Raw genomic sequence first — 19,047 nt, forward strand, 5'->3', positions numbered from 1 at the left:
TTCATATATTCACTAAGTGGCCCGTCACTGGGCCATACTCTGGGGGAAAAATGTCCAGACTGATTTTACTCTCTGAATGGGCGAGATCAGAGTTCGGTGACCCGGTTCCGAGCAAGTCCACGCTCAACAAATACGCTAAAAACGGGATGATCTTTCCTCTCCCTTGCCGTGTTGGGAAAAGCTGGCGCGTTGAGGCTAATGCGCGATTTACTGGACTCACAACAGAACCAGTAATTAAAAATCAAGATCACCCGTTACTCAGAAGGATTTTAGAAGATGGCTAGACCTCGAAAACACAACGTGACCATTCCCGGATTGTCATGTTTCCTGGATTCGAGGACCAACAGGGTGTACTGGAGGTATAAGCACCCTGTAACTGGTAAATTTCATGGTTTGGGAACAGATGAGCAAGTTGCTAAAGAAATAGCTGTCGAAGCAAATAGCCGGCTCGCAGAAAGACAAATGCGGCACACATTTAAAATCAGAGAAGAAATCAATAAACGGTGTGGGCTGGCTACAACGGTAAGCGAATGGATTGTTCGGTACCGAAAGCTTCAGGATCAGCGCTACGAAACTGGAGAGATAAAACTCAATACGCTTAAGCAGAAAAACGCCCCGCTTAACGCTTTTGAAAGCCATCTTGGCATGCAGGCAATCGACAGTATAACGGTTAAGGATATAGTTGGGATCCTCGAGGACTACAAGAATAAAGGCCAACTACGGATGGCACAAATTGTACGCAAGGTGCTGTCGGATGTTTTTAAAGAAGCACAGCAGGTAGGAGAAGTGCCGGCGGGATTTAATCCAGCTGAGTCTACAAAAAAACCGCAGGTTCGTGTCTCGAGACAACGACTGACGTTCGAAGAATGGCTGATGATCTATCAGGCAGCCGACAAAGATAATTACTTTCTGCAGAAAGGGATGCTGCTGGCCATCATTACAGGTCAACGATTGGCCGATATTTGTAATATGAAATTTTCAGATATCAGAGATGGTCACCTCTTCGTTGAACAAAGTAAGACAGGTGCAAAAATCGCGATACCTGTAATGTTACGTTGTGACAAACTCAATATTTCTCTTGAGGACGTGATCACCCAGTGTCGGGACAGAATACTTAGCCCATATTTACTCCACCACCACCACGACAAAGGGAAAGGCAAAAGAGGTGGAATGGTCAAACCAGCATCTCTAACTGGTGCGTTCAGAAAAGCACGTGACTCAGTTGACTACGACTGGTCAAGCAAAGGTGCTCCCCCTTCTTTCCATGAGCAACGTTCTTTGGCTGAAAGGATATTCAGGGAGCAAGGTATCGACACACAAATTTTGTTGGGCCATAGCAGTAAAGTAATGACCGATCACTACAACGATACGCGTGGAAAAGAATGGAAAAAACTGGTCATTTGATGACCAGTTTTGCAGAAGAGTTTTGCAGGGGTTTTGCAGAAGAACTTAAAAACGATAACCCGCAGAGAACATAAACACCCACGGATCGAGGCGTACACTGTCGTGCTGCTGCGCGCCAGCCAGTTTATAGCTCGCGGTGGTGTCAATATCCATGTACCACACCGACATGTTGATCAACCAGTCGCGGTTGATGAGATAGTCCATCCCCACCTGTCCCGCCGCACCCCAGGAGTCTTTCAGGCTCAGGTCAGATAATCCGGTTTCTTTGCCCTTATCGTTAAATCCTTCGTCAAAGAACGTTGTGTAGTTCACGCCGACGCCAACGTAAGGACGCAGTTTGCTACTGGAGTCACCAAAGTACCACTGCGCCATAAGTGTTGGCGGTAAGTGGTGAACGGTCGCAATATCACCGGTGGTTGACGTGCCGATTTTATGACGAAATGGCGTTGCTGCCAGTAATTCAACACCAATATTGTCAGTCGCCATATAGGTGAATGTCAGCCCCAGCTGTGTGTTATTGCTGACATCAAAACCACCCAAACTTCCCAAGGTACCGCCCGCGCCTTCCGTCGGCCTTACTGTCGCAGAACCTGCGCGGATAAAGAACTCTCCAGCTTCATGCGCAAATGCGTTCCCGGAAAGTAGAGTTGTTAAAGCCAATGCTGCCACTGTTAATTTTTTCATGTCCGCTCCATCGTTATGGTTATAAAAGCGAAACGAATATACCTACAATGGAGTAATAAATGATCTAACACAGATCACATTAAGGTCTGTAATTTAACATTTATTGATCCAGATTAAGTTAGAACTTGCATTCAAAATCCTGGTTAACTTAATTCAGATCAATTTTGATATATTTCCACCTCGCAAGCATATTCCCCACCGATGGTAACTGGCGTATTGACCCCATGGTGTACACAGAACAATCAGCGTTCTTGCATAACGCTGAAGTCATAGCCAAAAATTACCAGCGCTTTACAAAGATATGCTTTTCCATACACCTCGCGATGCTGCCACTGTAGAGTTATCCAGGGTACAATTGCCCGCAAATGAACACCTGCAAAACTCAAGGAGAGTGCATGTCAATCACGGCGAAGTCCGTTTACCGTGACACGGGAAACTTTTTCCGTAATCAATTCATTACCATCTTGCTGGTATCGCTGTTGTGCGCGTTTATCACAGTGGTGTTAGGGCATGCTTTTTCCCCCAGCGACGCGCAGATTGCGCAACTCAGTGAAGGGGATCAGATAACCAACAGCGTGGGACTTTTCGATCTGGTACAAAACATGACGCCAGAACAGCAGCAAATCCTGCTACGCGCATCTGCGGCATCGACGTTTTCTGGACTTATTGGCAATGCTATCCTCGCAGGCGGCATTATACTTATGATTCAGTTAATTTCGGCAGGCCATCGGGTTAGCGCGCTGCGGGCGATTGGCGCCAGTGCGCCGGTATTGCCTAAGCTGTTTATTCTGATTTTTCTGACTACCCTGCTGGTGCAAATCGGTATTATGCTGGTCGTTGTTCCCGGTATTCTGTTGGCCATTCTGCTGTCGCTTGCGCCAGTGATGATGGTTCAGGACAAAATGGGGGTCTTTGTTGCGATGTGCAACAGTATGCGTCTGGCGTGGTCTAATATGCGACTGGTTGCGCCCGCGGTGATCGGTTGGCTGCTGGCAAAGACATCACTGTTGCTGTTAGCACCCACTTTTGCAGTATTAACGCCGAACGTTGGTGCGGTAGTGGCGAATACGCTGAGCAATATGATTTCGGCCGTCTTGCTGATCTATTTGTTCCGCCTGTATATGCTGATTCGCCAATAAACCCTGTATGCATCCCGGCCACTCGGTCGATGCTTTTTTGATTACGGAATCGAAGAATGAAGCAGTTTCTTGATTTTTTACCGCTGGTTGTCTTTTTCGCTTTTTATAAGCTTTATGACATCTATGCGGCGACCTCAGCACTCATTGTCGCGACGGCCGTGGTGTTGATTTACAGCTGGGTTCGCTATCGCAAGGTCGAGAAGATGGCGTTGATCACCTTTATTCTGGTGGCCGTATTTGGCGGTCTGACCATTTTCTTCCACAACGATGAATTCATTAAGTGGAAGGTAACGGTGATTTATGGACTGTTTGCGGGTGCATTACTGGTAAGCCAATGGGTGATGAAAAAGCCGCTGATTCAGCGCATGTTAGGCAAAGAGCTGACGCTGCCGCAACCTGTGTGGTCGAAACTGAACCTGGCTTGGGCCGTCTTTTTCATCCTGTGCGGCCTGGCGAATATCTACATCGCGTTTTGGCTGCCGCAAAATATCTGGGTTAACTTCAAAGTGTTCGGCTTAACCGCCCTGACGCTGGTCTTCACGCTGCTGAGCGGAGTTTATATATACCGCCATCTCCCTCAGGAAGATAAATCGTAATGACCGTTCGCCAGATCTCCGGATCTGGCGAAATTTTATCCCACTGCGTTCCCCTCTCCCCTCAACACCGCATTGCACGCCGTATCCCCTCTGTTCTCAGCCCACAAATTCTAGTAGCATCCGCCTGTAATCTTTCTCTACAGTCGGTTCTACAATGACAACAACGAATAACACCCCTCAGGGTGAGCTGGTTTTACGTACTCTGGCCATGCCTGCCGATACCAATGCTAACGGCGATATTTTTGGCGGTTGGCTGATGTCACAGATGGATATTGGTGGCGCTATTCAAGCCAAAGAAATCGCACACGGTCGTGTAGTAACGGTGCGAGTGGAAGGAATGAGTTTTTTACGTCCGGTTGCCGTGGGTGACGTGGTTTGTTGCTATGCGCGTTGTGTAAAACGTGGCACCACGTCAATTAGCATCAATATTGAAGTCTGGGTTAAGAAAGTGGCATCGGAGCCCATTGGGCAACGCTATAAGGCCACCGAAGCACTATTTATCTACGTGGCTGTCGATAAAGACGGCAAACCCCGTCCGATCCCCGCATCAGCCTGATAAGCCGCGTTAACGTCGCTATCAGACCATCAACATAATAATTGCCGGATGGCGGCGTTCCGTCTCATCCGGCTTACTTCTTACTCGATCTGCGTCGTACCGTTCAGACGAAAGACAATGTTCACCACCAGTCCGGAACCGGGTTTTCCCGCCTCGTAACGCCATCTGCGCATGGCATTCTTCACTTCACGTTCAAACATGTTGGCAGGTTGTGCGGAAAGCACCTCCACATTCTCAACCCGACCATCTGACGTCACGTCAAATTTCACTTTCACACGACCTTCAATACGCAGCGCCTGCGCACGTGCCGGGTACTGTGGCTGATTACGACTCAGCGCACGTGGGCCAGCAGGCGCGCTCACGGTCGGCTTGCTGGTCGCTGGTGCGGTACTGGTAGTCGGACGCGCAGGGGCAGAGTTTTCAACCGGTGCGGCCGGACGCGACTCAACCGGTTTAACGTCACGCTTCGGTTGCTCCTGCACCTTCTTAACCGGTTTAGGCTTTGGTTTTGGCTTCGGCTTCGGTTTCTCAATGACAACCGGCGCCTCTTTTGGCGGCTCAGGAATCGGTTCGGGTTCCGGTTCAGGCTCCACAACGGGCTCCGGCGGCGGCTGAACGACCTGCGGGGGTTCAAGGTCAGCAGGTGCGACCATCGTGATAGAAATCGGCTGCGCGGGCGCAGGCAGTTCAATAACCTGATGTACCGAGGTATACAGCAGCCCTGCCACTACAGCACCATGAATGCCGACGGAAAGTAACGTCGACCAGGGAAAGCGACGAGGTAAATCAAGGGTCATTGAAGTCATAATCGTTTCAGTTAAAAAACCAGGCCCTGATTTTAAATGCAAATAGCAATCATATTCAATAAGCCCATGGCAGTATGCGCATTTAAAACGCGATTTTATGATAATAAACCATTACCAAAGTATGGGCTTAACAAATCAGTTATCTTTCCGTTGCAGTTATTAGGCCTTTCCAATAACGTAATTAACGACTTTTACCGTTCAAGGAGCGCTTCCCGTGCTGTACGTTATTTATGCTCAAGATATCGCCGACTCTCTCGAAAAACGTCTTTCGGTGCGCCCAGCGCATCTGGCACGTCTGCAATTGCTTCATGACGAAGGACGTTTGTTGACCGCAGGCCCTATGCCCGCAGTAGATAGCAACGACCCGGGCGCGGCAGGATTTACCGGTTCAACCGTGATTGCCGAATTTGAATCGCTGGAAGCAGCACAGGCGTGGGCAGAAGCTGACCCGTATGTGGCGGCAGGCGTTTACGCGCATGTTTCAGTAAAACCGTATAAGAAAGTATTTTAATAAACAGAACGAACAAGCAAACATTGGGCACCGCCAGCGGTGCCCTTTTTGATCAGATGCCGTGGATTGCAAACAGCAACGAGTTACGTTGATGATTGAGAATGCACTTTCTGATGGTGTGGATGCGCATATTTCGGCGCGATTGTCCTTCAAGCCAACGCGCTTTACGGCGGCTAGCCTGACGCTGCATCCGCCAGCGCCCCACTTCCGTTCTACTACGCTTCATGTTAACTACTCTTACAGTCACAGAGCGGACATTATACCGCCAGACCGAAGGCAGACCAGTAGTTTTCCCGTGTTTTTATTTGCCAGATGACTCCTGATGCGTAAACTCTTAACAATACGCTTTCAAAAGGATTTTTAAATTTATGACAACCTTCTACACCGTGGTGAGTTGGCTGGTCATTCTGGGATACTGGGTACTCATAGCTGGCGTAACATTACGCATTCTGATGAAGCGACGCGCAGTGCCCTCCGCAATGGCCTGGCTTTTGATCATCTATATTCTGCCATTGGTCGGGATCATTGCTTATCTGTCCTTTGGTGAACTCCACCTGGGTAAACGCCGCGCCGAACGAGCCAGAGCTATGTGGCCCTCTACGGCCAAGTGGCTGAACGACCTGAAAGCCTGTAAGCATATTTTTGCTCAGGAGAACAGCAGCGTCGCCTCTTCTCTCTTTAAGCTGTGCGAACGTCGGCAGGGCATTGGCGGCGTAAAGGGGAATCAACTTCAGTTGCTGACCAGCTCCGATGATGTGATGCAGGCGCTGATTCGCGACATTCAACTGGCGCGACATAACATTGAGATGGTGTTTTATATCTGGCAGCCGGGTGGTATGGCCGATCAAGTTGCTGAGTCATTAATGGCCGCAGCGCGACGCGGTATTCACTGTCGTTTGATGCTGGATTCTGCGGGTAGCGTGGCATTCTTCCGCAGCCCGTGGGCCGCGATGATGCGTAATGCAGGCATTGAAGTCGTCGAGGCGCTGAAAGTTAACTTAATGCGTGTCTTCTTGCGCCGTATGGACCTGCGCCAGCACCGTAAGATGATAATGATCGACAATTACATAGCCTACACCGGCAGTATGAACATGGTTGATCCACGTTTCTTTAAACAAGATTCCGGCGTCGGACAATGGGTCGATCTGATGGCGAGAATGGAAGGTCCGGTCGCCACCGCCATGGGGATTGTCTATTCCTGCGACTGGGAAATTGAGACCGGTAAGCGGATTTTACCGCCGCCTCCGGACGTCAATATTATGCCGTTTGAGCAGGCCAGCGGACACACGATTCATACCATTGCCTCCGGCCCGGGTTTCCCTGAAGATTTGATTCACCAGGCCTTACTCACTGCGGCATACTCTGCGCGCGAATATTTAATCATGACCACGCCCTACTTCGTCCCCAGCGATGATCTGCTGCATGCCATCTGTACGGCGGCGCAGCGTGGTGTGGATGTGAGCATTATTCTTCCTCGCAAAAATGATTCCATGCTGGTTGGCTGGGCAAGCCGGGCCTTTTTCACCGAACTGCTGGCGGCTGGAGTTAAGATTTACCAGTTTGAAGGTGGGTTGCTACATACCAAGAGCGTGCTGGTTGATGGCGAGCTGAGTCTGGTCGGTACCGTGAATCTGGACATGCGCAGTCTGTGGCTAAATTTTGAGATCACGCTGGTGATTGACGATGCCGGATTTGGTGCCGATCTCGCGGCAGTTCAGGACGATTATATCTCCCGCTCTCGCCTGCTTGATGCGCGTTTGTGGCTAAAAAGACCACTCTGGCAACGGATTACCGAGCGACTGTTTTACTTCTTTAGCCCGTTGCTGTAAAACGTGCCCAAGAGACGGTAAACAGGTAGTCATTATGGATATGGATTTGAACAATCGCCTGACTGAAGACGAAACGCTTGAGCAGGCTTATGACATTTTTCTCGAACTGGCGGCCGACAACCTCGACCCTGCTGACATTCTGCTGTTCAATTTGCAGTTTGAAGAACGTGGCGGTGCAGAGTTATTTGACCCGGCAGAAGACTGGCAGGATCACGTCGACTTTGACCTGAACCCTGACTTTTTTGCCGAAGTAGTAATTGGTCTGGCTGACTCAGAAGATGGCGAGATTAACGATATTTTCGCGCGAGTCCTGCTCTGTCGCGAAAAAGATCACAAGCTCTGCCATATTCTCTGGCGCGAATAAGCCAAATAAAAAAAGCTGCTGACGCAGCTTTTTTTATTTAATTCGGAAGCTTACTTCCGCAGCGGTTACAAAATTGCGCGCTGTGCTCGTGCTGATGCTGCTGGCACTGAGGGCATTTACGCTGATTCTGCCGATGCTGAAACGCGCTGCTCATGTGCGTGGTAATCAAACCGGTAGGTATCGCAATCACGGAATAACCGATAAGAATAAGCACCGACGCCACCATTCGCCCCAACGGCGTGTGTGGCACGATATCCCCATAACCCACCGTCGTTACCGTCACGATTGCCCAGTACACCGACGCATTCAGCGTATCAAATCCATACTTCGGCCCTTCAATGAGGTACATCAGCGCACCGAAAATAATCATCAAAATGGCGATAAAAGAGTAGAACAGGATCAACTGGTGACGCGCGCTTTTTATTGCCCCCCAGAACACCATTAGCGATGGCATAAAGCGCAGCAGTTTGAGGATCCGCAGTACACGAATCGCCCGCATCGCGCGCCAGGCAAAAACATAATTAAGGCTCATTTCTGGCCATAGCCACATGACATACAGTGGCAATATGGTAGCCAAATCAATGATACCCCAAAAACTGAACACATATTTTGCCGGATTGGCCCAGCAACATAATCGCAGCAGGTATTCGATGGTGAAGACCAGAGTAATAAAGATCTCCAGCCAGACAAATGAACGCCATTCATCATACGTTAAATGATATTGCGTCCCGACGCCTGACTCGACGAAAATAACAATGACGCTAAGCAACGCAAACAGCGCGCACAGGCCTTCAAAGCGGCGGCCTGAGCGCGTGTTTAAATCGAATAATTTACGATAAACAGCGCGGCGGACAGAGGACACGAAGCCAGACACATTCACCTCACCTATAAAAAGGGCTGACCAATGTCAGCCCTCACGATTATAGCGGGTCTACTTTCAGGCAGGAAACAGCATGACGGAAACTTCCTTCCAGAACCGGTCGTGTCTTCGCACATTCCGGTCCGGCAATCGGGCAGCGCGTACGGAACACGCAGCCAGACGGCGGGTTTATCGGTGACGGCAATTCGCCTTCCAACAACTGGATGGTCTTGTTCCTCTCCTGGTCAGGATCGGGGATCGGTACAGCCGACATCAGCGCTTTGGTATATGGATGCAGCGGATTATGGTACACCTCATCGTAGGTGCCCAGTTCCACCGCATGCCCCAGATACATCACCAGCACACGATCGGAAATATGCTTAACCACCGCCAGGTCATGGGCAATAAAGATTAACGATAAACCCATTTCACGCTGCAGTTGTTGTAACAGGTTAACCACCTGTGCCTGAATAGACACATCCAGCGCGGAAACCGGCTCATCACAAATAATCAGCTTCGGCTCGAGGATCAGCGCACGAGCAATCCCGATACGTTGACACTGCCCGCCCGAAAACTCGTGCGGATAGCGGTTGATCAGGTTGGGCAGCAACCCCACCTTCATCATCATCGTCTTCACGCGATCGCGAACTTCCTGACCGGACAAGCTGGGATGATAAGTGCGCAGCGGTTCAGCAATAATTTCACCAATGGTCATCCGCGGGTTTAATGAAGCCAGCGGATCCTGGAAAATCATCTGAATATCGCTGCGCACGGCCCGCCACTCATCAGGTTTCATACCCAGCAGATCTTTACCCAGCCAGGCCACCTTGCCATCGGTGGCTTTCACCAGACCGATAATTGCACGGGCAAAGGTAGATTTACCACAGCCTGACTCGCCTACCACACCTAAAGTTTCACCTTCGTACAGCCGCAGGGTCACGCCATCAACAGCCTTCAGCGTTTTTGAGGGTTGCCAGAACCACTGCTTGCCGTCTTTGATATCAAAATGAACCTTAAGATCGGCTATTTCGAGCAGCACTTTTCGTTGTTCAGTCGCCGTTGTCATACCAGTTCCTCCACCGGTTTAAAGCAGGCGCGCAGGCGGCCCGGGCTAAACTCCTCCAGCGGTGGAGCACTGCTACAGATTTCCATCGCATGTGGGCAACGAGGCTGGAACGGACACCCTTTTGGCAAACGCAGCAGGTTTGGCGGATTGCCCGGGATGGTCAGCATCTCTTCCCCTTCTGCATCCAGACGCGGCACCGCGTTAAGCAAACCAATAGAATACGGATGAACGGGCTTATAAAAGACATCGCGCGCGCTGCCATACTCCATGGTGCGCCCGGCATACATCACCAAAACTTTGTCACAGATCCCGGCAACCACACCAAGGTCGTGGGTGATCATAATAATCGCAGTATTGAATTCGCTCTTCAGTTCATTCAGCAGCGTCATAATTTGCGCCTGAACCGTCACATCGAGCGCGGTTGTCGGCTCATCGGCGATTAATAACTTCGGCCTGCACAGCAGTGCCATGGCGATCATTACACGCTGGCGCATCCCGCCGGAAAACTCATGCGGGTACATTTTCATACGCTTGCGCGCTTCCGGCATTTTAACCGCATCCAGCATTCTGACTGACTCTTCAAAGGCTTCCGCTTTGCTCATGCCTTTATGCAGCATCAGTACTTCCATTAGCTGCTCCCCAACCCGCATATACGGATTCAGGGAGGTCATAGGATCCTGGAAGATCATCGAAATTTGTTCGGCGCGCAGTTTGTTCAGTTCGCGTTCCGGTAAATTCAAAATTTCACGCCCATTGAACGTCGCAGAACCGCCAATGCGACCATTGGCCGCCAGAAGCCCCATCAGGGCAAATGCCGTTTGTGATTTCCCCGAGCCGGATTCACCGACAATACCCAGCGTTTCTCCGGCACGCAGCGAAAAGTTCAGATCGTTTACAGCAGTGACATCCCCATCGGGGGTGGCAAACGTCACGCGAAGATCTTTCACGTCCAGCAGTGCGTTAGCCTGTTGTTGCGCGAGCGGCGCGGTTGAGGTTTCAATTACGCTCATGGCTGCACTCCTTAACGGTCTTTCGGGTCGAGGGCATCACGCAGGCCATCGCCAATAAAGTTGAAACAGAACAACGTCACCACCAGAAAACCTGCCGGAAACAGCAGCAACCACGGTGAGACTTCCATTGAGTTAGCGCCATCGCTTAACAATGCCCCCCAACTACTTAAGGGTTCCTGTGTCCCTAATCCAAGGAAGCTCAGGAAGGATTCAAACAGGATCATGCTCGGCACCAGTAACGACGCGTACACCACCACCACACCCAGTACGTTCGGTACAATATGACGAATAACAATACGCACGGTCGACACCCCGCCCACCTGCGCGGCTTCAATAAACTCTTTGCGCTTCAGGCTCAACGTCTGGCCACGCACAATACGTGCCATATCCAGCCAGGAGACCATACCGATCGCCACAAAAATCAGCAGGATGTTTTGCCCAAAGAAGGTCACCAGCAGAATGACGAAGAACATAAACGGGAAGGAGTTGAGGATTTCCAGCAGGCGCATCATTACGGAGTCAATTTTGCCACCCAAATAGCCTGACAGCGACCCGTATAACGTGCCGACAAGTACCGCCACCAGCGCTGCGGCAATCCCGACCATCAGCGAAATACGTCCGCCAATCGCCACGCGTACCAGCAGGTCGCGCCCCGATGAGTCGGTACCGAAGTAATGCCCGGACTCGCTGTCCGGCGCGCTGGACATCATTCCCCAGTCGGTATCGAAGTAAGTAAACTGTGACAGCATCGGCGCAAGGGTCACAAACAGTGCGATAATCACCAACACCACCAGACTTGCTACCGCCGCGCGGTTATGCATAAAGCGTCGACGCGCATCCTGCCACAGGCTACGACCTTCGACCTCCAGCTTTTCACTGAAAAGCTCCAGCGTCTCGCTGTTTTTCTTACTTAACATCATAGATAGCGAGCTCCAGTATCAGTAACGGATTTTCGGGTCGATAACGGCATACAGCACATCAACAATCGCATTAAACACAATCGTTAATGCCCCCACCAGAATGGTCAGACTCAATACCAGCGAGTAGTCGCGGTTCAGTGCGCCATTAACAAACAATTGACCAATACCCGGCAAGCCATAAATAGTTTCAATAACCATTGAACCGGTAATAATGCCGACGAACGCCGGGCCCATATAGGACAGCACCGGCAGCAACGCGGGCTTTAACGCGTGACGGAAAATAATCCGCCGCATCGGTAAGCCTTTTGCCCGTGCGGTACGAATAAAGTTGGAGTGCAGCACTTCAATCATCGACCCACGAGTGATACGCGCGATACTGGCGATATACGCCAGCGACAACGCCACCATCGGTAGGATCATAAATTTCAGCGCCCCACCGTTCCAGCCACCGCCAGGCAACCATTTCAGCGTTATCGCGAATATCATCACTAATAAGGGAGCGACCACGAAACTGGGGATAACCACCCCGGTCATCGCCACCCCCATTACCGTATAATCCCAGCGCGTGTTTTGCTTCAGCGCAGCAATGACTCCGGCACTGACGCCAACGAGTACCGCCAGGATAAAGGCGGCGGCACCCAGCTTCGCCGAAACCGGAAAGCTCGAAGCCACCAAATCGTTAACCGTATAATCTTTATATTTAAAGGAAGGTCCAAAATCGCCGTGCGCCAGCTGTTTCAGATAACTGAAGTACTGGGTGGTGATAGGATCATTAAGATGATATTTCGCTTCAATATTCGCCAATACCTCTGGCGGTAACGCGCGCTCACCAGTGAAAGGACTTCCCGGTGCAAGACGCATCATAAAGAATGAGATCGTAATAAGAATAAATAGCGTCGGAATCGCTTCCAGACAGCGACGTAATATAAATTTCAACATTGCCCGTACCTTCTGGCGTGTGCCTTTACACCTCTTTGAGCCAAACTTTAGGTCAAAGGAGGTGTTTATAGTTCGAAGAAAAAGACACTGTGGGGCAACAAATGATTGCCCCACGTCTTGCCATTAATGCTTGATAATATACAAGTCTTTAACGTGGATATTATCCATCGGGTCTTTACCGGAGTATCCACCTACCCATGGTTTCACCAGACGGGCGTTGACATAGTAATAAACCGGTACAATCGCAGAGTCTTTATCCAGTTGCTGCTCAGCTTTCGAATACAGTTCGCTGCGCTGCGCTTCATCTGTCACTTTCAGCGTATCGGCAATCAGCTTATCAAATGCCGCGCTCTTATAGTGAACGGTGTTGTTGGAGCTGTCTGACAGCACCATGTTGAGGAAGGAGGTAGGTTCGTTGTAATCCGCACACCAGCCGGCACGAGAGACATCGTAGTTACCCTGATGACGGGTATCGAGGAAGGTCTTCCACTCCTGGTTTTCCAGCTTAACGTTAGCGCCCAGATTTTTCTTCCAGATAGAAGCTGCTGCAATTGCCAGCTTCTTATGCAGATCGGAGGTGTTATACAGCAGATCGAAGGTCAACGGTTTTTCTGCAGTGAAGCCTGCTTCAGCAAGCAGTTTCTTCGCTTCTTCGTTACGTTTTTCCTGGGACCACTTGAACCATTCAGGCTCAACCAGTTTTGCCCCATCGGTATACGGCGGAGTGAAGCTGTACGCAGGCAGGTCGCCCTGATTCTTCACTTTGTTGACGATAATGTCACGATCCAACGCCATCTTCAGGGCGGTACGAACACGCACATCGTTGAACGGTGGTTTCTGGTTATTGATTTCGTAATAGTAGGTACACAGATACGGGTCAACGTGAACTTCGTTCGGGATCTCTTTTTTCAGTTTCTGGAATAACTCAATCGGCATGTTGTTGTAGGTCATGTCGATTTCACCGCTGCGATAGCGGTTAACGTCAGTCACTTCAGAAGAAATTGGCAGGTAGGTTACCTGGTTAATAACTGTTTTAGCGTTGTCCCAGTAGTTGGTATTACGCTCAAGCACAATGCGCTCGTTGACGACCCAATCTTTTAATTTATAAGAGCCGTTAGAAACGATGTTCGCAGGCTGGGTCCATTTATCACCAAATTTTTCCACCACCGCTTTAGGCACTGGGGAAACGGAGGAGTGAACAAGCAGTTTGTAGAAATAAGGGACCGGTTCACTGAGGGTGACTTCAAAAGTATGGTCATCAATGGCTTTCACACCAAGATCGGTGACCGGTTTTTTACCGGCGATAATGTCGTCAATATTAACGATGTGACCGTACTGCAAATAGCTGGCGTACGGTGACGCGGTATTCGGATTCGCCAGGCGTTGCCAGCTATACACGAAATCTTGTGCGGTAACGGGGGATCCATCCGACCATTTCGCGTCTTTACGCAGATGGAACGTCCAGACTTTAAAATCTTTATTTTCCCATTTTTCAGCCACACCTGGCGATGGCTTGCCATCAACGTCGCTGATTAATAAACCTTCAAACAGGTCACGGTTAATGTTGGATTCCGGTACACCTTCGATTTTATGTGGATCGAGGGACTGAACTTCCGAGCCATTATTACGCACCAGCGTTTGCTTTTCAGCCAGTTGAACACCGGCGGGTACTTCTGCCGCCGTGGCAACATTTCCCGCGATTAGCGCAGATAGAATCCCCGCCGCTACTAAACTTTTTTTAGTGATGTTAGTCATTGTGTTGTACTCCCTCATTATTATGGCTGGTTTTTTAACCAGACTGTTAATCCTGTACGGATCCCTGTACGGCACCGGAGATTTTCTGCCGTCAGGTGGTTTATTGTTTACTGCTTGCTATCACCGACTTTATTTATTCTGGCGATTCGTACGACCGCCTTGCGTCGATTATCTGCGTGCCTCCCCTGCCGGAAACACGCGGTTACTCTGTTGACAAAAACCAAGTGAAAATAATTCTCATCAACGATAAATATTCTGCAAAATACCTGGCCGGAAAGTATCAAATGCGTTTCTTAACCGCCAATACATTTTACAGATTTGTTAACTAATTCTCTTTTATCGAAAAAAAATCTGACAAAAGCGGGTCTCAAAAAGAGAGTATTCTATAAAAAATACATGATAAACAATGAATTAGATCAACAGCATGGCTGATTATCCTGTCCGGTATCCACCCACTGTCAGAGTGCACATAAATTTAACAATTGGTTATTAATTAGCACATTCATCTAAAATAGATGCCGAAATAACTAATAACATTTCGATAATCCTACAGCAAGCCCCAGAGTATGATGTTAGCAAAATAACAACGCGCACTCTGTTTAGCTGTACAGCCGAAAAAATAATTATCTTTTAAATCAATGGATGAGCGAGGGATTGGCGATCGGCTTCTTTTATAATTTCAACGCTGATTTTCAACTTTAGTGAGAAGTTTTACTGATAATGAAAAGAACGGAGTCGATGGCCAACTCCGTTTCCAGTGAGCGGTCCTGTCAGGACAGCAAGCCGGGGAAAATGGATTTAATGCCAGTGACGATAAATTCGATACCCAACGCCATGAGCAGTAACCCCATAATACGCGTAATAACGTTAATGCCCGTTTGTCCCAGCAAGCGAACCAGCCAGGGCGCCATACGAAACAGTCCCCAACAGCACAGGGCAAACAGTGCAATCGCCACAAAGAAACCGAACAGGTTTAATGCACTGTGGTAGCGTGTTCCCCAAACGATGGTTGAACTTATCGCCCCCGGCCCCGCCATCAATGGCAATGCCAGCGGAACAACGCCGACACTCTCACGTATAGCGGTCTCTGATTTTTCCTGTTTGTTTTGTTTATCTTCACCGAGCTTTCCGCTGATCATCGACATCGCGATGGTCACCACCAGAATCCCACCGGCAATTCTGAACGAATCAATCGAGATACCGAAGAGTTGCAGGATACCATCACCGAGGAACAGCGAGGTCCACAGGATGATGGCTACCGACAGGTTTGCTGTCAGGTTGGTTTTGTTACGCGCAGTTGCGGTTTGGTAGCTGGTCATGCTGATAAAAACAGGAATGATCCCTACGGGGTTAACCAGCGCAAATAACCCAATGAAAAATTTAAAATAGAGAGGAAAATCAAATAGCGTTTGGATCACGGTTAGCTCCGAAGCGTTAGCCGGATAAAATGAGTCATAAAAACTGTTAAAAACCGCGCTGAAGATACGCCTTTTGGCAGCATTCTTCACCTTCTATCTGCGTATATCTCTGTAAACATGCTACCAATACTCAGTGTTATTAATATGTATTAAATATGCTAATGTTACCCTCATTCACCACATCTATTTATTAACATTTGCCGACAATCGCTCAAAGAGCCTGCTGAAAGGTGTCAGCTTTGCGTAAATTTGATCCAGATCACGCAATTACTACTCAGAAGTGAGTAATCTTGCTTACGCCACCTGGAGGAAATGCGTTAGAGTTTAATGACGCAAACGTATAAGCTCTTTTAGTAAATCAATGCACGGCGTACGTTAATTAACCGTTTGATTTTCAAAACGTTACACAAATTTTCGTTGATCTGTCTATACTCTCGTAGCGAGCAGATGATTTACTAAAAAAGTTTAACATTATCAGGAGAGCATTATGGCTGTTACTAATGTCGCTGAACTTAACGCACTCGTAGAGCGCGTAAAAAAAGCCCAGCGTGAATATGCCAGTTTCACTCAAGAACAGGTTGACAAAATCTTCCGTGCCGCCGCTCTGGCTGCCGCAGACGCTCGAATTCCTCTCGCGAAAATGGCCGTTGCCGAATCCGGCATGGGTATCGTCGAAGATAAAGTGATTAAAAACCACTTCGCTTCCGAATACATCTATAACGCTTATAAAGATGAAAAAACCTGTGGTGTCCTGGACGAAGACCATACTTTCGGGACTATCACTATTGCTGAACCGATCGGTATCATCTGCGGGATCGTTCCGACCACTAACCCAACGTCTACCGCAATCTTCAAATCGCTGATCAGCCTGAAGACGCGTAACGCCATCATCTTCTCTCCACATCCGCGTGCTAAAGATGCGACCAACAAAGCAGCAGACATCGTTCTGCAGGCTGCAATCGCTGCTGGCGCACCGAAAGACCTGATTGGCTGGATCGATCAACCTTCCGTTGAACTGTCCAACGCTCTGATGCATCACCCAGACATTAACCTGATCCTTGCGACCGGTGGTCCAGGCATGGTTAAAGCGGCATACAGCTCCGGTAAACCAGCTATCGGCGTAGGCGCAGGTAACACCCCTGTTGTTATCGACGAAACGGCTGATATCAAACGTGCTGTTGCATCAGTACTGATGTCAAAAACCTTCGATAACGGCGTAATCTGTGCTTCTGAACAGTCTGTTGTGGTTGTTGACTCCGTCTATGATGCCGTTCGCGAGCGTTTCGCCAGCCACGGCGCTTATATGCTGCAAGGCAAAGAGCTGAAAGCTGTTCAGGACATCATCCTGAAAAATGGCGCACTGAACGCAGCTATTGTTGGTCAACCGGCGTACAAAATCGCTGAACTGGCAGGTTTCTCCGTTCCGACTAACACCAAGATTCTGATTGGTGAAGTTAAAGTTGTTGACGAAAGCGAGCCGTTTGCTCACGAAAAACTGTCTCCGACACTGGCAATGTACCGTGCAAAAGACTTCGAAGACGCTGTTGTTAAAGCTGAAAAGCTGGTTGCAATGGGCGGCATCGGTCACACCTCTTGCTTGTACACTGACCAGGACAACCAGCCAGAACGCGTTGCTCACTTCGGTCAGATGATGAAAACCGCGCGTATCCTGATCAACACCCCGGCTTCTCAGGGTGGTATCGGCGACCTGTACAACTTTAAGCTTGCTCCTTCCCTGACTCTGGGTTGTGGTTCCTGGGGTGGTAACTCCATCTCTGAAAACGTTGGTCCTAAGCACCTGATCAACAAGAAAACCGTTGCTAAGCGAGCTGAAAACATGTTGTGGCACAAACTTCCGAAATCTATCTACTTCCGCCGTGGCTCACTGCCAATCGCGCTGGATGAAGTGATTACCGATGGTCACAAACGTGCGCTGATCGTGACCGACCGCTTCCTCTTCAACAACGGCTACGCTGACCAGATTACTTCTGTTCTGAAAGCCGCAGGCGTTGAAACCGAAGTGTTCTTTGAAGTTGAAGCTGACCCGACACTGACCGTTGTTCGCAAAGGTGCTGAGCTGGCTAACTCCTTCAAACCAGACGTGATCATCGCGCTGGGTGGCGGTTCCCCGATGGACGCCGCGAAAATCATGTGGGTTATGTACGAACATCCGGAAACCCACTTCGAAGAACTGGCGCTGCGCTTTATGGACATCCGTAAACGTATCTACAAGTTCCCGAAAATGGGCGTGAAAGCGAAAATGATCGCTGTCACCACCACCTCTGGTACCGGTTCTGAAGTCACACCATTTGCGGTTGTTACCGACGATGCTACCGGTCAGAAATATCCGCTGGCAGACTACGCGCTGACCCCGGATATGGCGATTGTCGACGCCAACCTGGTTATGGAGATGCCGAAGTCACTGTGTGCTTTCGGTGGTCTGGATGCGGTAACTCACGCCCTGGAAGCTTACGTTTCCGTACTGGCATCTGAGTTCTCTGACGGTCAGGCTCTGCAGGCGCTTAAACTGCTGAAAGAAAACCTGCCAGCGTCCTACCACGAAGGTTCTAAGAACCCGGTAGCACGTGAGCGTGTACACAGTGCCGCAACCATCGCGGGTATCGCGTTTGCTAACGCCTTCCTCGGTGTATGTCACTCCATGGCGCACAAACTGGGTTCTCAGTTCCACATTCCTCACGGTCTGGCGAACGCCCTGCTGATCAGCAACGTTATTCGTTATAACGCGAACGACAACCCGACTAAACAGACTGCCTTCAGCCAGTACGACCGTCCGCAAGCACGTCGTCGTTATGCTGAAATCGCAGACCACCTGGGTCTGAGCGCGCCGGGCGACCGTACCGCAGCGAAAATCCAGAAACTGCTGGCATGGCTGGATGAAATCAAAGCTGAACTGGGTATTCCTAAGTCTATCCGTGAAGCTGGCGTTCAGGAAGCTGACTTCCTGGCACACGTTGACAAACTGTCTGAAGATGCGTTTGACGACCAGTGCACCGGCGCTAACCCGCGTTATCCGCTGATTTCTGAACTGAAACAGATTCTGCTGGATACCTTCTACGGTCGTGAATACAACGAAGGTGAAACTGCCGCTAAGACTGAAGCAGTTGCTGCACCTAAAGCTGAGAAAAAAGCGAAGAAATCCGCTTAATTCAAACGCCTGACTTTTAGTCATC

The 19,047-nt window shown here is 49.6% G+C and carries 19 protein-coding genes and 1 pseudogene; 10 read left to right on the forward strand and 10 right to left on the reverse strand.

The annotated features are described in order from the left end of the window. Positions 1-50: 50 nt before the first annotated feature. Together E4Z61_RS06535 and E4Z61_RS06540 are read left to right on the forward strand one after the other, a co-directional pair. The gene (locus tag E4Z61_RS06535) at positions 51-284 is read left to right on the forward strand and encodes an excisionase (RefSeq protein WP_135322063.1); all 234 of its coding nucleotides are present in this window, start codon (positions 51-53) and stop codon (positions 282-284) included. After that, the gene (locus tag E4Z61_RS06540; RefSeq protein WP_135322064.1) at positions 277-1,404 is read left to right on the forward strand and encodes a phage integrase Arm DNA-binding domain-containing protein; all 1,128 of its coding nucleotides are present in this window, start codon (positions 277-279) and stop codon (positions 1,402-1,404) included. Before E4Z61_RS06535 ends, E4Z61_RS06540 begins: the two co-directional genes overlap by 8 nt. Positions 1,405-1,449: 45 nt before the next feature. Here E4Z61_RS06540 and ompW read toward each other — a convergent pair whose 3' ends face one another. Further along, complete coding sequence (gene ompW, locus E4Z61_RS06545) at positions 1,450-2,088, reverse strand: outer membrane protein OmpW (protein WP_135322065.1); 639 nt, start codon at positions 2,086-2,088, stop codon at positions 1,450-1,452. A gap of 280 nt (positions 2,089-2,368) precedes the next feature. On the opposite strand from ompW, the pseudogene E4Z61_RS24080 reads away from it, so the two are divergent. The 4 genes and pseudogenes from E4Z61_RS24080 to yciA form a co-directional block, all read left to right on the forward strand. Then, positions 2,369-2,455 (forward strand): annotated as a pseudogene (locus tag E4Z61_RS24080) (YkgJ family cysteine cluster protein); the annotation flags it as partial. Between the two features lie 28 nt (positions 2,456-2,483). After that, positions 2,484-3,227, forward strand: a complete 744-nt coding sequence (locus E4Z61_RS06550) for a YciC family protein (RefSeq protein ID WP_135322066.1) — start codon at positions 2,484-2,486, stop codon at positions 3,225-3,227. A gap of 56 nt (positions 3,228-3,283) precedes the next feature. Beyond that, positions 3,284-3,823, forward strand: coding sequence for a septation protein A (locus E4Z61_RS06555; protein WP_135322067.1), 540 nt, complete (start codon positions 3,284-3,286; stop codon positions 3,821-3,823). A gap of 154 nt (positions 3,824-3,977) precedes the next feature. Then, positions 3,978-4,379: an acyl-CoA thioester hydrolase YciA gene (yciA, locus tag E4Z61_RS06560; protein ID WP_096756806.1), complete on the forward strand. Its 402-nt coding sequence runs from the start codon at positions 3,978-3,980 to the stop codon at positions 4,377-4,379. 80 nt (positions 4,380-4,459) lie between these two features. Here yciA and tonB read toward each other — a convergent pair whose 3' ends face one another. Continuing rightward, complete coding sequence (gene tonB / locus E4Z61_RS06565; RefSeq protein WP_135324895.1) at positions 4,460-5,176, reverse strand: TonB system transport protein TonB; 717 nt, start codon at positions 5,174-5,176, stop codon at positions 4,460-4,462. 223 nt (positions 5,177-5,399) lie between these two features. On the opposite strand from tonB, the gene E4Z61_RS06570 reads away from it, so the two are divergent. Then, entirely contained in the window at positions 5,400-5,696 is a 297-nt protein-coding gene (locus E4Z61_RS06570) for a YciI family protein (RefSeq protein WP_135322068.1), read from the forward strand. 52 nt (positions 5,697-5,748) lie between these two features. Here the strand turns inward: E4Z61_RS06570 and E4Z61_RS06575 are convergent, their stop codons facing one another. Beyond that, positions 5,749-5,922: a YciY family protein gene (locus E4Z61_RS06575; RefSeq protein ID WP_135322069.1), complete on the reverse strand. Its 174-nt coding sequence runs from the start codon at positions 5,920-5,922 to the stop codon at positions 5,749-5,751. A 142-nt stretch (positions 5,923-6,064) separates the two neighbouring features. On the opposite strand from E4Z61_RS06575, the gene cls reads away from it, so the two are divergent. Both cls and E4Z61_RS06585 read left to right on the forward strand, forming a co-directional pair. Next, a complete protein-coding gene (gene cls / locus E4Z61_RS06580) occupies positions 6,065-7,525 on the forward strand; it encodes a cardiolipin synthase (protein ID WP_135322070.1) in 1,461 nt (486 codons plus the stop codon). A 34-nt stretch (positions 7,526-7,559) separates the two neighbouring features. Continuing rightward, positions 7,560-7,889 carry an HI1450 family dsDNA-mimic protein gene (locus E4Z61_RS06585; RefSeq protein WP_135322071.1) on the forward strand — a complete coding sequence of 110 codons (330 nt, stop codon included), beginning with the start codon at positions 7,560-7,562 and terminating at the stop codon, positions 7,887-7,889. A gap of 37 nt (positions 7,890-7,926) precedes the next feature. Here the strand turns inward: E4Z61_RS06585 and E4Z61_RS06590 are convergent, their stop codons facing one another. The 7 genes from E4Z61_RS06590 to E4Z61_RS06625 all read right to left on the reverse strand — a co-directional run bounded on the left by E4Z61_RS06590 (position 7,927) and on the right by E4Z61_RS06625 (position 15,856). Beyond that, a complete protein-coding gene (locus tag E4Z61_RS06590) occupies positions 7,927-8,763 on the reverse strand; it encodes an ion transporter (protein WP_135322072.1) in 837 nt (278 codons plus the stop codon). A gap of 46 nt (positions 8,764-8,809) precedes the next feature. Next, entirely contained in the window at positions 8,810-9,814 is a 1,005-nt protein-coding gene (gene oppF, locus E4Z61_RS06595) for a murein tripeptide/oligopeptide ABC transporter ATP-binding protein OppF (RefSeq protein ID WP_135322073.1), read from the reverse strand. Then, positions 9,811-10,824: a murein tripeptide/oligopeptide ABC transporter ATP-binding protein OppD gene (gene oppD / locus E4Z61_RS06600; protein WP_135322074.1), complete on the reverse strand. Its 1,014-nt coding sequence runs from the start codon at positions 10,822-10,824 to the stop codon at positions 9,811-9,813. The genes oppF and oppD overlap by 4 nt, the downstream gene beginning before the upstream one ends. Positions 10,825-10,835: 11 nt before the next feature. Next, positions 10,836-11,744: an oligopeptide ABC transporter permease OppC gene (oppC, locus tag E4Z61_RS06605; protein ID WP_135322075.1), complete on the reverse strand. Its 909-nt coding sequence runs from the start codon at positions 11,742-11,744 to the stop codon at positions 10,836-10,838. Positions 11,745-11,762: 18 nt separating this feature from the next. Further along, on the reverse strand, positions 11,763-12,683 hold the full coding sequence (gene oppB / locus E4Z61_RS06610) for an oligopeptide ABC transporter permease OppB (RefSeq protein WP_096756798.1): 921 nt from the start codon (positions 12,681-12,683) through the stop codon (positions 11,763-11,765). A gap of 123 nt (positions 12,684-12,806) precedes the next feature. Continuing rightward, positions 12,807-14,438 (reverse strand): oligopeptide ABC transporter substrate-binding protein OppA, encoded by a 1,632-nt coding sequence (oppA, locus tag E4Z61_RS06615; RefSeq protein ID WP_135322076.1) that lies wholly within the window; start codon positions 14,436-14,438, stop codon positions 12,807-12,809. A 770-nt stretch (positions 14,439-15,208) separates the two neighbouring features. Further along, entirely contained in the window at positions 15,209-15,856 is a 648-nt protein-coding gene (locus tag E4Z61_RS06625) for a YchE family NAAT transporter (protein WP_135322077.1), read from the reverse strand. A 487-nt stretch (positions 15,857-16,343) separates the two neighbouring features. Between E4Z61_RS06625 and adhE the strand changes: the two genes are divergently transcribed. Further along, positions 16,344-19,022, forward strand: a complete 2,679-nt coding sequence (gene adhE / locus E4Z61_RS06630; protein WP_135322078.1) for a bifunctional acetaldehyde-CoA/alcohol dehydrogenase — start codon at positions 16,344-16,346, stop codon at positions 19,020-19,022. Positions 19,023-19,047: the final 25 nt, after the last annotated feature.

Origin of the sequence: Citrobacter tructae (genome assembly GCF_004684345.1) — a bacterium.
In the GTDB taxonomy this organism is placed as follows: Bacteria; Pseudomonadota; Gammaproteobacteria; order Enterobacterales; family Enterobacteriaceae; genus Citrobacter; species Citrobacter tructae.

What these genes read in the sequence shown, in the direction of transcription:
- E4Z61_RS06535 (WP_135322063.1), top strand. Translation starts at nt 51, where the DNA reads ATGTCCAGACTGATTTTACTCTCTGAATGGGCGAGATCAGAGTTCGGT.
- E4Z61_RS06540 (WP_135322064.1), top strand. Translation starts at nt 277, where the DNA reads ATGGCTAGACCTCGAAAACACAACGTGACCATTCCCGGATTGTCATGT.
- ompW (WP_135322065.1), bottom strand. Translation starts at nt 2,088, where the DNA reads ATGAAAAAATTAACAGTGGCAGCATTGGCTTTAACAACTCTACTTTCC.
- E4Z61_RS06550 (WP_135322066.1), top strand. Translation starts at nt 2,484, where the DNA reads ATGTCAATCACGGCGAAGTCCGTTTACCGTGACACGGGAAACTTTTTC.
- E4Z61_RS06555 (WP_135322067.1), top strand. Translation starts at nt 3,284, where the DNA reads ATGAAGCAGTTTCTTGATTTTTTACCGCTGGTTGTCTTTTTCGCTTTT.
- yciA (WP_096756806.1), top strand. Translation starts at nt 3,978, where the DNA reads ATGACAACAACGAATAACACCCCTCAGGGTGAGCTGGTTTTACGTACT.
- tonB (WP_135324895.1), bottom strand. Translation starts at nt 5,176, where the DNA reads ATGACCCTTGATTTACCTCGTCGCTTTCCCTGGTCGACGTTACTTTCC.
- E4Z61_RS06575 (WP_135322069.1), bottom strand. Translation starts at nt 5,922, where the DNA reads ATGAAGCGTAGTAGAACGGAAGTGGGGCGCTGGCGGATGCAGCGTCAG.
- cls (WP_135322070.1), top strand. Translation starts at nt 6,065, where the DNA reads ATGACAACCTTCTACACCGTGGTGAGTTGGCTGGTCATTCTGGGATAC.
- E4Z61_RS06585 (WP_135322071.1), top strand. Translation starts at nt 7,560, where the DNA reads ATGGATATGGATTTGAACAATCGCCTGACTGAAGACGAAACGCTTGAG.
- oppF (WP_135322073.1), bottom strand. Translation starts at nt 9,814, where the DNA reads ATGACAACGGCGACTGAACAACGAAAAGTGCTGCTCGAAATAGCCGAT.
- oppD (WP_135322074.1), bottom strand. Translation starts at nt 10,824, where the DNA reads ATGAGCGTAATTGAAACCTCAACCGCGCCGCTCGCGCAACAACAGGCT.
- oppC (WP_135322075.1), bottom strand. Translation starts at nt 11,744, where the DNA reads ATGATGTTAAGTAAGAAAAACAGCGAGACGCTGGAGCTTTTCAGTGAA.
- oppB (WP_096756798.1), bottom strand. Translation starts at nt 12,683, where the DNA reads ATGTTGAAATTTATATTACGTCGCTGTCTGGAAGCGATTCCGACGCTA.
- oppA (WP_135322076.1), bottom strand. Translation starts at nt 14,438, where the DNA reads ATGACTAACATCACTAAAAAAAGTTTAGTAGCGGCGGGGATTCTATCT.
- adhE (WP_135322078.1), top strand. Translation starts at nt 16,344, where the DNA reads ATGGCTGTTACTAATGTCGCTGAACTTAACGCACTCGTAGAGCGCGTA.